The sequence below is a fragment of the Mycobacterium sp. P4_H6 genome, assembly GCF_056400845.1.
Genome location: NZ_JBFUKN010000067.1, coordinates 1 through 12,136, shown reverse-complemented (window position 1 = coordinate 12,136; position 12,136 = coordinate 1). Strand labels below are relative to the sequence as shown.

Below are 12,136 nucleotides of genomic sequence, written 5' to 3'. Positions count from 1 at the left end.
TTGCCAATCCCGACCATCGGGAGACCACCATTGACGTACGCCGACAGAGCGGCGACGGTGCCCTGATGGCCGATCTCAGCCCGGATCCGTTCGCCCCCGTCCAACTCGGACCCGTTCGGCTGCGCAACAGGATCATCAAAGCCGCTACGTCGGAGGGACGTTCGCCCAACGGCCGCGTCACCGACGACCTCATCGATTTCCATCGCAGCTTTGCCGAGGGTGGCGTGGGCATGACGACCGTCGCCTACTGCTGCGTGTCACCCGAGGGCGCCAGCGCCCCGGGGCAGATCGTCATGAACGCCGCAGCGCTACCCGGCCTGCGCACATTGACCGACGCCGTACACGCAGCCGGCGCCGGCATTTCGGCACAGCTCGGGCACGCGGGCGTGGTGGCTCAGAAGAAACTCACCGGGGTCACCGCTGTGGCGCCGAGCCGCTTCATCAATCCGACCTCGTTCGCTTATTGTCGTGAGATCCGGCGCGACGAGATCGCCACCGTCATCGATCAGTTCGGATCTGCGGCCCAGGTGGCCGTCGATGCCGGATTCGATGCCGTGGAGCTGCATTTCGGTCACCTGTACCTGCCGAGCTCATTTCTCAGCCCACTGATCAATCGGCGCAAGGACGAATACGGCGGCGATATCGACAACCGGTCACGGCTGGTCCGTGAGATTGCCCACCGGGTCCGGGAGGTGGTCGGTGACCGTATCGCGGTGATCGCGAAGCTCGACATGGATGACGGACTGCCCGGCAGCATCTGGATCGATGAGGCGCTACGGACCGTGCAGCTGCTCGACAACGATGCCACCCTGGACGCGATCGAGTTGACGCAGGGATCGTCGGTGTACAAGCCGATGTATCTGTTCCGTGGCGATGTGCCGGTGCGCGAGTTCGCCAGGGTGATGCCGCCCGCGCTGCGCCCCGGGGTACGTATCCTCGGCAAGGGCGTGATGGGATCCTATGCCTACGAGGATCTCTACATGCTCTCCGCCGCACGCCAGTTCGTGCCGATCATGCGCAACACCGAACTGATCCTGCTCGGTGGCATCACCAATCGCGAGCATATCGAGACTGGTATGCGGGAAGGGTTCGGCTTCGTCGCGATGGGGCGAGCGCTGCTGCGTGAACCCGATCTGGTCAACAAGATGAACACCAACCCTGCCGTCCGCAGCCGCTGCAACCACAACAACAAGTGCATGGTCACGGTGTTCGCCCGGACACACTGCGTGCTGGACCCAGGCCAGCGCTACGGTGCGCCCGAACCGGTTGCGGCACCCCAGATGCCCTCGGTCACTTCCTGATCGGGCGGCCGACCAGTTCGGCGACGTCTGCGCACACCTGGGCGCGCGCGCGATCGCAGATGTCGAAGGCGGGCATCGTCATAAAGCCGTGGACGCCGCCTTCGAAAAATCGACAGACGGTCGGCACGCCCGCCGCCTCGAGAGCCTTGACGTAGGCAAGTCCCTCGTCGCGCAACGGGTCATGACCGGCCACCACGGCGATGGTCGTCGGCAATCCGGAAAGATCTGCGGCGTACAACGGTGACGCGTACGGATGGGTGCGGTCGGCTGTCCTGGGTACGTACTGATCCCAGTACCACTGAAGAGCGGGCCGCGGGTTGTAGTAACCGCGGCCGAACTCGCGGTACGACGGAGTGTCGAAGTCGGCGGCGATGACCGGGTACAGAAGGATCTGGGCGGCGAGTCGGGGCCCGAGTCGGTCCCGTGCCATCAGTGCCGTGACGGCGGCGAGATTACCGCCCGCACTGTCGCCGCCGACGAGCAGTGCCGACGGGTCACCGCCGAGATCGTCGATGTGCGCTGCCGCCCAAGCTGTTGCGGCATACATGTCCTCGGCTGCTGCGGGCCACTGGCCCTCCTCCGATGCGCGGCGGTAATGCACCGACACCACCACGGCTGACAGACGATTGGCGAAGTCGCGGCACAAACCGTCGTGACTGTCCAGATCGCAGAACACCCAGCCCCCGCCGTGGGCGTATACGAGGGTGGGAACCGTGGTGTGCGTCGCGGCATCGGGATGGTAGATCCGCACGCTCGTCGGGCCATCGGGTCCCGGGATGTCGAGGTTCTCTACCGAGGCGACTGGTTCTGGCGCTGCGGACGGCACCAAACGGGCACTGATGGCGGCGCGGGCCTGCACGCCGGTCATCGTGTGCACCGGCGGAAAACCCGCGTCCAGCGTCTCGATGATCGCGGCGATCTGTGGATCGAGATTCATGCGGGACGCAAGCTGTTGGCGTGTACGGCAGGGCGTGCGACCGGACCGCCCCGCAGCGGACGCATCTGCTGAAGTGTCGGCGCGACCCGAGGGCCACCCTCGACGGCACGCCAGATGCCCAGTGCCGCCATCCGGACAGGGGCGACCATGCGCTGGTCGAACATCATCTGATTCATCGGCCCGCACACCGACACCGCAGCAACCGCCTCACCGGGGTCGCCGATCGGTGCCGCCACACATCCGAAGCCGGGCACCGACTCCTCGCGGTCGAAGGCGATGCCGTGCGATCGCACCTTGAGCAGCTCGCTGCGCAACTGAGCCGGCGTCGAGATCGAGTATTTGGTGCGCCGGGCGAGGCCGTCGGCGTCGGGCATCCCGGTGTCGTCGCCATCGTTGAAGGCGAGCATCGCCTTGCCGACCGCGGCGCAGTGTGCGGGCTGGCGACCGCCGACCCGCGTTGGGATGGCTGCCGTCATTCGGTTGCCGACCTTCTCCATGTACACGACGTCGGATCCTTCGAGGACCGCGAGATGCACGACCAATCCTGTCGCGGCGTGCAGTTCGTGCAGCATCGGGATGGCGGCCTTGTGCAACCGATCCTGGTGCACCGCCAGCGAGCCCAGCTCGACGAGCCGCATTCCGAGCTCATAGTCCCGGCCGCTGCGCCGGAGCCAGCGCAGCTGGACCAGCCGCTCCAGCATCCGGTGAGCCGATGAGCGTGGCAGACCGGTGCGGCGAACGATCTGCGCGAGCGTGAGGCGCCCCGGTCCGTCGAAGGCGTCGAGTACGAGGGATACCCGGTCGATGACGGCGCTCGGGGTTTCGGCAGCGGCCTTTCCGGCTGACGCGGGCGGGCGATCGATCATCACGGTCATCGTGATCCTCCGGTGCTATATGTCTAATAGGCATATGACTAATGCTCATATAGGAGTATCACAACCGTGTGGCTGCTGTCACATAATCGCGCCGATCTGCTCGAGGGCAGGGAGCGCCGATGGCGGGTAGCGACACCGCTACCCGCATTGCGCCGAGGCCCAGTGGGGCGCACGCGCGTCAGGCCGACGCGGCGCGGCCGGCGCGGCGACCGTAGAAGCTCCCGTCACCAAGTGAGACACCGCTGGCATATCCCCACGCGGCGAGCCCGGCGGCCGACCGACCGGCCGCGAACAACCCGGGAATCGGGTCACCACTGACATGTAGAACTTCGGCATCGAGTGTGGTGGCCAGGCCGCCGAGGGTGAATCCGCCGGTGGATTCCCTGAGGTCGATCGCGCCGACGGGGGAGCCGATCGGCCGGAGCCACTGCGGCTTCTTGTGCAGCAGCGGATCCTCGCCGCGCCCCGCACCCTCGTTGTAGGCGGCGACGGTGGCTTGCAGGGACCCCGGCGCCAACCCGATCTCGTTCTCCAACTCGGCGACGGTCTCGGCGACCCATGTCGGTGGTCGCATCATCAACTGTGGTGACAGCGAGTTCATCGCCTCCTCCTGGGCTTCACCATCGATGATCAGATACGCCGTGTTGTCCTGGTGATACAGCGTCAGCTGGCCGATACGTCCCGGGTAGGTGTCCTCGGCGACGTAGCGTTGCCCGCGGCTGTTGACCAGGATGCCGCGTACCAGTTGCTGCGGGTCGGCAAAGATGGCGACCTCGGTGGCGTCCATATGCGCGAGGTCGGCCCCGAGCGCCTGAGCCATCTGGATGGCGCGGCCGTCGTGTTGCTCGATCGAGGCGGCCGGGCGGCCTGCGATGCGCGGCGCGTACTGCGCCACCATCGCCTCGTTGTAGGCGAAACTGCCAGTGGCCAGGACCACGCCGCGACTGGCCCGGATGTTCAGCTCGCTGCCGTACTGGCGGGCGATGACACCTACGACCCGGCCACCGGTGTTCACGACGAGTTGTTGCACGCGAACGTCGTACAGCGCCCGGGCGCCTGCCGTCTCGGCGGTATCGACGAGCGGTTTCATCAACATGAAGCCGGCGCTGGCTTCGCCCTGCTTCTTGTTCGACATCTGCGGCACGTGGCCGCGCGGCGCCGGCGCGGCAACCGTGTTGAAGGGGAACGAGTTCTCGCCGCCGGAGTACATCAATCCCTGATCGCCCATCGGCTCCCAGCCTGGCTCGCCGAAAAACTCCGACTTGAACGTCACTCCGCAATCGACAAGCCAATCGAAGTGCGCCACACTACCCGCGCAGTAGTCGGCGATCCGCGCTTCGTCGGCGCCGGGCCCCATGGCCGCGTTGAGGAAAGCGGCCATATTGTCGACCGAATCGCTGAAACCGCATGCTGTTTGGAGTGCGGTGCCACCGCCGAGGTAGATGAATCCACCTGCCATGGCGGCGGCACCGCCCCAGGAGCCGGTGCGCTCCAGCACGAGCACATCGGCGCCGGCGCGCGCAGCTTCGACTGCCGCGGCGGCCCCGGCGATGCCATAACCGGCAATGACGACGTCGGCTTCATGATCCCAGTGCGAGATCTTTGCTTCCGGCACCGGGACCAGGTCGGTGCTCACGGACGCATCGCGGCGGGAAGGTCGTCGACCCACTGGTGTCCCCAGTAGCTGTCGGCGGTGATCTCCTCGGCGGTGTAGTAGTTCTCGTCGACCCGCATGCCGTCGGTGCCGAACTCGATGTCCCAGTCGCCGGGGGCGCGGACATAGAACGAGACCATCTTGTCGTTGGTGTGCCGTCCCAGCGTCGAGGACAACTGGAACCCGTCCGTGTTGATGCGGTCGAGGGCTTGGCCGACCGCATCGAGGGTGTCGACCTCCACCATCAGATGGATGAGTCCTGGGTCCCGCAGAGTGGCGGACGGGCACAACGCCAGGCTGTGGTGGCGCTGGTTGACGCCCAGGAAGCGCACCCGGACGGGGCCGAACTCCGGCGGAACCGGGACACGGAACGCACCGCGGGATTTGAATCCCAGCACGTCGGTGTAGAAGTCGAACATCCCCGGCACATCGAGCGCGGGCAGTACCACGTGTCCCAGACCCTGCTCGCCGGTCACGAACTTGGCACCAAACGGTGTGACGACGGGGCTGTGGTCGAGCACGGCGCCGTGGAACACCTCCAGCGATGTCCCCGCCGGATCTTCGAACGCGATGACCTGTTCCACCCGGCGACTGTCGGCCTCGGCCAGTGACAACTCTTTGTACGGCGTGCCCGCGCCTTCCAACTTGCGCTTGACCTGAACGAGATCGGCACTGTCGCGGACCTCCCAGCCGACCGTGACGATCTTGTCGGTGTCGCCGGGGGAGATGATGATCCGTGCGGCCCGCTCGTCCATCCGTAGATACAGCGATTCGGGATCGGGCCCGGTGCCGGTGGCAAAACCCAGTGCGCCGAGGGCGAATTCGTGCCAACGCTGCATGTCGGTGGCCTGTACCGTCACGTAGCCGAGGCTCTTGATCAGTCCCATGTGTCGGCCTCCTTAGATCATCGCCCGAAGGGGACCCTGTGGGTCCACTCCGAGTGAACTGAGTGCCGATGCGTGATACACCGTGCTCGGGACGTGGATCGCATGTGCTTGACCCACGTGGACATCACGCCAGTACCGTTGCAGCGGCTTGTCCATTCGCGTGCCATTGCCACCGCAGCGCGCGAAGATCTCGTCGACCGCGGACACCGCACGCCAGACCGCGCGGACCTGGGTACGGCGCCCCGCGGCACGGTCTTCGAAGGAGACCTCTTTGCCGGCATCGACCATGTCGTAGATCCGGTCGACGTTGGCCAGCAGTTCCTGCCGTGCGGCGTTGATATCGGCAGCCGCCTCACCGATGGCGTACATGACATACGGATCGTCCTTGATGGCGACTCCGCTGGAATTCACGCGCTGGCGCTGGTAATCCAGCGCAGCGGCGAGAGCGCCCTCGGCGATACCGATGGTGGCCGACGAGATGCCGAGCGGAAACATCGTCGACCACGGCATCAGGTAGAGGGTTTCGGTCATCCCGGCTTCGCGCTGGGCGGTGCCGTCCATCACCTTCATCGCATCCATGGTGCGGTAGGACGGCACGAATGCATCCTTGACGATGACGTCCTTGGATCCGGTGCCGCGCAAGCCGACGACATCCCACGAGTCCTCCACGATCTCGTAGTCCGAGCGCGGCAGGATCATGTGCAACATCTGCGGCGGCATCAGCGGCTCGCCTGCGTCGTCGCCGATCATGGCGCCGAGAAAGATCCAGTCGCAGTGGTCGGTGCCCGAGCTGAACTGCCACCGACCGTTGAAGATGTAGCCGCCGTCAACGGGCCTGGCCACACCCTGCGGGGCATAGGGGGAGGCGACCCAGGTGTCGACATCGTCGGCCCAGATCTCGGCACCGACTCGGGGATCGGCGTAGGCGAGCTGATAGGGGTGCACTCCGACCACGCCGTTGATCCAACCCGCGGACGGGTCGAGTGCCGCGGTGGCCATCACGGTCTCGGCGAACTCGCGGGGATGAACCTCCATACCACCGTGCAGCTTTGGCTGTAGAAGGCGGATGTTGCCGAGCTGCTTCATCGTCTTGACCGTGTTGTCGGTCAGCTTGCCGATCTTCTCGGCTTCCTCGGCCTGTCCGCGTAGTTGCTCTGCGACCTCGCCGAGACTGTCGATCACCCGTTGTGTCATGTCTACGATGGTGGCCGCACCCACGGTGGACCTGCATGTCCCGTCCCGGTGAGCGGACGAGATTCGCTCCGGCTGCCGGCCAGATCAGAACTCCACGGTAACCGTATCGGACAGCGGGCAGGCCTGACAGGCCAAGAACAGCCCCTCGGCGATGTCCTGTTCTTCAAGGATCCCGGCGTTACCCAGATCGACTTGGCCTGCCGTCACCGTGGCCACGCACGAACCGCAGTTGCCTTCCCGGCAGGAGTAGGGGACCTCGATGCCGGCCGCCATCATCGTATCGACGAGGTTGCGCCCTACCGGCCAGCGCAGTTGGTGCACTTCGCCGTCGATGGTGATCTCGGCGTCGGCTGCTTGGCCGTCGGACGGCAGGTCTTCGATCACCACTTCGGCGAACGGATCGCCGTCCAGTGACTGGAACACCTCCAGATGGATGTGTTCGCGCGGGATTCCGGCCGCAGTCAGTGTTTCCTTGACGACTGACATGAACCGTGCGGGCCCGCAGATGAACGAGTGGTAGCCCGAGTACAGCAAGGCGAAATTGCTCAGTTGCGCGAGGGTGGGCAGACCTTGGATCGACTCCAGCCAATGCAGCACGGTGAGACGGCCTGCATAACGCGCCGCCAGTTCACGCAATTCGGTCGCGAAGATGACCGATGCCTCGTCGCGATTGGCGTAACAGAGCACGACCCGGCCGGTCCCGACCGCGAGCACGGACTTGAGAATCGACATGACGGGTGTGATGCCGCTCCCGGCGGCCCACAGCAGGAAGTCACCGTGCAGGTCGTGTGGCGTGAACACTCCCGAGGGTGGCAACGATTCGATCGTGTCACCCACGGAGACGTTGTCGCACAGCCAGTTCGACCCGTACCCGCCATCGGTGCGCTTGACGGTGACCTTTGGGGCATCGCTGGTGTGCGGTGAGCTCGCCAGGGAGTAGCAGCGCGCCACCGATCCGGTCTCGTCGCTCGGGATGCGCAGGGTCAGGAACTGACCGGGCCGATACCCGAATTGCTCTTGGTGTTCGCCGGGCACCGCGAAGACAAGTGATCTCGCGTCTCGACTTTCTTCGATCACTTCAGTGACGGTCAAAGGAACTGCTCGGGGGGAAGCCGGGGGGCGGCTGCCGGTGTCGACGTCGCTCATGGACTGCAGTGTGGCCGAGCACCGCACGGTTATGGAGTTGCGCTGCCAGTGGCCGGGACGAAATTCCGGTGACCGGTCAACGGGATGTGAACGGGCCCGGTGAGTACGCAGCTTCTACCGTTCCTGATGTGAGTGCGACTCAGGACACTGTCGACGTTGTTGTGGTTGGTGCCGGCTTCGGCGGCCTGTACGCCCTGCACAAGTTCCGCCATCAGGGACGGTCGGTGCGGGTCTTCGAAGCCGCACCCGAGGTGGGCGGAACCTGGTATTTCAACCGGTACCCGGGCGCGCGATGCGATGTGGAGAGCCTGGACTACTGCTACTCGTTCTCCGACGAACTCCAGCGGGAGTGGACGTGGACGGAGAAGTACGCCACGCAACCCGAAATACTTTCCTACATCAAGTGGGTCGCGGACCGCCTGGATCTGCGCAGCGGAATCACCTTTGACACGAGAGTCTCGTCGGCGGTCTTCGATGAAGACGCGCTGTTGTGGACGGTGACCACCGAGGGCGGTGAGAAGGTCCGGTCGCGTTTTGTGGTGATGGCCACCGGGCCGCTGTCTTCGCCGTTGACCCCGAACATCAACGGCCTCGACAGTTTTGGTGGCGAGGTGTACCACACCGCGCACTGGCCGCACGAGGGCGTCGACTTCACCGGTAAACGGGTGGCCGTGATCGGTACCGGTTCCTCAGGCATTCAATCGATCCCGATCATCGCCGAACAGGCCGCACAGCTCTACGTGTTCCAGCGCACCCCGAACTACAGCGTGCCGGCAGGCAACCGCACGCTCGATCTCGACGAAATCAAGCATGCGAAGGACACCTACGCCGAGCGGCGACGAATGTCGTGGCGCAGCGGCGGCGGGTCACCGCACGTGGCACATCCCAAGATGACGATGGAAGCCAGCCCGGAGGAACGCCGCGCAGCATTCGAAAAGCGCTGGCAGTTGGGCGGTGTGCTGTTCTCGAAGACCTTCGCCGATCAGATGATCGACATGGACGCCAATGACGAAGCCCGCAAGTTCTACGAGGAAAAAGTACGCGCCGTCATCGACGATCCCGACGTCGCCGACCTGCTGATCCCCATCGATCACCCGATCGGCACCAAGCGGATCTGCACCGACACCAACTACTTCGAGACGTACAATCGCGACAACGTAGAACTGGTGAGTGTACGCAAAACACCGATCGAGTCGATCGATGCGACCGGGATCAACAGCTCCGAAGACCATTACGTAGTCGACGCGATCGTGCTGGCCACCGGTTTCGATGCCATGACCGGGACGCTGGCCAAGATCGACATCGTGGGCCGTGACGGGCGGAAGCTGATCGACGACTGGGCCGATGGCCCGCGGACCTACCTGGGGCTCGGAGTCGACGGATTCCCCAACCTGTTCCTGGTTTCCGGCCCGGGTGCGCCGGCGGTGTTGGCCAACATGGTGCTGCACGCCGAGGCACACATCAATTGGATCTCCGATGCGATCGACTACCTCGATGAGCACGGCCTGAGCGCTATCGAAGCGACCACCGATGCGGTGGACGACTGGGTCGCCGAATGTAACCGACGGGCCGACGGGACGCTGTTCCCCAAGGCGAACTCGTGGTACATGGGCGCGAACGTGCCCGGTAAACCGCGCGTCTTCATGTTGTTCATCGGCGGTTTCGCGGTCTATCTCGACATTTGCGCCGAGGTCGCCGACGCCGGATACAAGGGCTTCAGCCTGCTCAAGAATTCGTGAGGGAGGGATGGTGGCTACCTTTCTCGTGACGGGTTCGGCTTCGGGCATGGGGCAGGCCGCGGCGGAGCGGTTGCGCAGTTCGGGCCACCGCGTGATCGGCGTCGACGTCAAGGACGCCGATGTGGTGGCCGACCTGTCCACCGACACCGGACGCGCCGTTGCCGCCGCCGCCGTGGTCGAGCAGTGTGGAGGCGTCTTGGACGGTGCGGTGCTCGCCGCGGGTTTGGGGCCGATTGCAGGCCGAGATCGACTGATAGTTCAGGTCAACTACTTTGGGGTTGTCACCCTGCTGACCGCACTACAGCCCGCCTTAGCCCGATCCGGGCGGGCCAAGGTTGTGGTGGTTTCCAGTAACTCGACGACCACCACGCCTGCCGTCCCACGGCGCGCGGTGCGGGCACTGCTGGACGGTGATGCGGAAAGGGCGCTGCGGGCGGTCCGCTGGTTCGGCAAACGATCGTCGCCGATGATCTACGCCGCGTCGAAAATTGCGGTATCCCGCTGGGTGCGGCGGCACGCGGTCACACCGGAGTGGGCGGGTGCCGGCATCCGGCTCAACGCGCTCGCGCCGGGGGCAGTCATGACGCCGCTGCTGGCCGAGCAACTGGCCAATCCGTCGGAGGCCAAGGCAATAGGCGCTTTCCCGGTTCCGGTCGGCGACTACGGAGACGCCGGTCAGCTCGCCGACTGGATGGTGTTCATGCTTTCCGATGCCGCGGATTTCCTTTGCGGCAGCGTGGTGTTCGTCGATGGTGGCTCAGACGCGTACTTCCGCTCGGAATCCTGGCCCGCTTCGGTGCCGGCCAGGATGCTGCCGCGGTACGCGCTGCGGTTCCTGGGCTATCGACGTTTCATGCATCGCTCTCAGTGAGGAAAGCGAGCACAGTCCGCTCGAACGCCGCCTTGGCTTCGATCATCACCCAGTGCCCGCAATTCGGGAACACATGCAGTTCGGCGTTGGGGATGGTCCGCATCGGTATCAGCGCCATATCCAACGGGCTCACCCGATCATCGCGTCCCCACGTCAACAACGTCGGAGCAGCGACTTTGTGCATGGTCGACCATGGCAGCGGGAAGTCGGTGTTGCGCATCATTTCCATCATCGCCGCGAAGGCGGCCTTGCCGTACATGCGCCGTGCCGCGGCGAGTGTTTCGGGGTCGGTGGCCAGCTCCCAGCGTTCGGCGATCAGTTCTTCGGTCACCAGCGCTTCGCTGTAAACCATGGAGCGTAGCCAATCGATCAGCCTCTGCCGGGTCGGTTCCTCGGTGAATTCCTGAAGTAGTCGGATTCCCTCACTTGGCCCGGGGCTGAATATGTTGGTGCCGATGCCGCCGATGGTGACCAGCTTGCCGACCCGGTCGGGGTGGTGAGTGGCGAAGTTGATGCCGACCCCGCCTCCCATGGAGTTGCCGATCACGTCGACTTTCTGTAGGCCGAGCGCATCCACGAACTGCACGGCAGCGCCCTGCGCGTCCAGCATCGGGTGGCCACCGAAGTCGTCGCTGACGCCGAAGCCGGGGAATTCCAGCACCAGGCAGCGGAAATGCTCGGCGAAGAACCCGAGGTTGCCGCGATAGTTTCGCCAGCCCGTCACGCCCGGACCGGAGCCGTGCAACAGCAGCAGAGGAGGGCCGTCGCCGGTCTCGTGGTAACGCAGGACACCGGATGGTGTGCTGACTTCACGCTGGGTCTCTCGGTAGTCGACAGTCATAGTTTCATTTCACACGACCGTGGCGACAGCACCACCGCCGGTGCCGGAGAGCGGGATGCTTCCGCCAATGTGAACTGCGAGACTTCCGGTGAGTGGACGCCGCAGTGGATGTTGCCGTCGGCGGCGGCACAATTGTGCCATCGCCGGCCCCACTGGTTTGGCGCAACGGTTTTGGAGAGGTGGCGCCGTGTTACCCGTGCAGGTCCGTGACGAGCTCGCTGCCGACCTGGCTCAGGCCGAGCGTAGTCGGGTGCCGACGACCCCGTTGACGGATCGGTATGGCGATATCGATGTGGTCGATGCTTATGAGATTCAGTTGATCAATATTCGGCAGCGGGTCGCTGAGGGTGCGCGGGTGATCGGGCACAAGGTGGGGCTGTCGTCTGAGGCGATGCAGAAGATGATGGGCGTCGATGAGCCCGATTACGGTCATCTGCTCGCCGATATGGAGGTTTTCGAGGACAAACCGGTTGCGGCGGGCCGGTTTCTGTATCCGCGGGTGGAGGTCGAGGTGGGTTTCATCCTGGCCGATGATCTGCCCGGGGCGGGGTGTACCGAGGATGACGTGCTGGCGGCCACGGCGGCGTTCGCACCGTCGATTGAGCTGATCGACACCCGGATCACGGACTGGAAGATCAAGTTGTGCGACACGATCGCCGACAAGATCAAGTTGTGCGACACGATCGCCGAC

Annotated in this window: 11 protein-coding genes; 4 read left to right on the top strand and 7 right to left on the bottom strand. The window is 64.8% G+C overall.

Going from position 1 to position 12,136, the window contains the following annotated elements; genetic code table 11:
- The first annotated feature begins 65 nt into the window (after positions 1 to 65).
- A complete protein-coding gene (locus AC1DTF_RS23275; protein ID WP_477475784.1) occupies positions 66 to 1,301 on the top strand; it encodes an NADH:flavin oxidoreductase in 1,236 nt (411 codons plus the stop codon).
- Here the strand turns inward: AC1DTF_RS23275 and AC1DTF_RS23270 are convergent.
- From AC1DTF_RS23270 to AC1DTF_RS23245, 6 genes are all read right to left on the bottom strand, one after another.
- On the bottom strand, positions 1,291 to 2,238 hold the full coding sequence (locus AC1DTF_RS23270) for an alpha/beta hydrolase (RefSeq protein ID WP_477475783.1): 948 nt from the start codon (positions 2,236 to 2,238) through the stop codon (positions 1,291 to 1,293). The genes AC1DTF_RS23275 and AC1DTF_RS23270 overlap by 11 nt on opposite strands.
- Entirely contained in the window at positions 2,235 to 3,113 is an 879-nt protein-coding gene (locus AC1DTF_RS23265; RefSeq protein WP_057168095.1) for an IclR family transcriptional regulator, read from the bottom strand. The genes AC1DTF_RS23270 and AC1DTF_RS23265 overlap by 4 nt, the downstream gene beginning before the upstream one ends.
- Positions 3,114 to 3,291: 178 nt before the next feature.
- Positions 3,292 to 4,749 carry an FAD-dependent oxidoreductase gene (locus tag AC1DTF_RS23260; protein WP_477475782.1) on the bottom strand — a complete coding sequence of 486 codons (1,458 nt, stop codon included), beginning with the start codon at positions 4,747 to 4,749 and terminating at the stop codon, positions 3,292 to 3,294.
- Complete coding sequence (gene bphC / locus AC1DTF_RS23255; RefSeq protein WP_477475781.1) at positions 4,746 to 5,654, bottom strand: biphenyl-2,3-diol 1,2-dioxygenase; 909 nt, start codon at positions 5,652 to 5,654, stop codon at positions 4,746 to 4,748. The genes AC1DTF_RS23260 and bphC overlap by 4 nt, the downstream gene beginning before the upstream one ends.
- Positions 5,655 to 5,666: 12 nt before the next feature.
- On the bottom strand, positions 5,667 to 6,848 hold the full coding sequence (locus AC1DTF_RS23250; RefSeq protein WP_057168098.1) for an acyl-CoA dehydrogenase family protein: 1,182 nt from the start codon (positions 6,846 to 6,848) through the stop codon (positions 5,667 to 5,669).
- An 84-nt stretch (positions 6,849 to 6,932) separates the two neighbouring features.
- On the bottom strand, positions 6,933 to 7,994 hold the full coding sequence (locus AC1DTF_RS23245; protein ID WP_477475780.1) for a 2Fe-2S iron-sulfur cluster-binding protein: 1,062 nt from the start codon (positions 7,992 to 7,994) through the stop codon (positions 6,933 to 6,935).
- A gap of 86 nt (positions 7,995 to 8,080) precedes the next feature.
- Between AC1DTF_RS23245 and AC1DTF_RS23240 the strand changes: the two genes are divergently transcribed.
- Together AC1DTF_RS23240 and AC1DTF_RS23235 are read left to right on the top strand one after the other, a co-directional pair.
- Positions 8,081 to 9,733 (top strand): flavin-containing monooxygenase, encoded by a 1,653-nt coding sequence (locus tag AC1DTF_RS23240; RefSeq protein WP_477475803.1) that lies wholly within the window; start codon positions 8,081 to 8,083, stop codon positions 9,731 to 9,733.
- Between the two features lie 10 nt (positions 9,734 to 9,743).
- Complete coding sequence (locus AC1DTF_RS23235; RefSeq protein WP_057168106.1) at positions 9,744 to 10,604, top strand: SDR family oxidoreductase; 861 nt, start codon at positions 9,744 to 9,746, stop codon at positions 10,602 to 10,604.
- Here AC1DTF_RS23235 and AC1DTF_RS23230 read toward each other — a convergent pair.
- A complete protein-coding gene (locus AC1DTF_RS23230) occupies positions 10,585 to 11,445 on the bottom strand; it encodes an alpha/beta fold hydrolase (protein ID WP_477475779.1) in 861 nt (286 codons plus the stop codon). The two genes, AC1DTF_RS23235 and AC1DTF_RS23230, sit on opposite strands and share 20 nt — an antisense overlap.
- A 187-nt stretch (positions 11,446 to 11,632) precedes the next feature.
- Between AC1DTF_RS23230 and AC1DTF_RS23225 the strand changes: the two genes are divergently transcribed.
- The coding region (locus AC1DTF_RS23225) for a 2-keto-4-pentenoate hydratase (RefSeq protein WP_477475778.1) at positions 11,633 to 12,136 on the top strand (504 nt) is incomplete at its 3' end.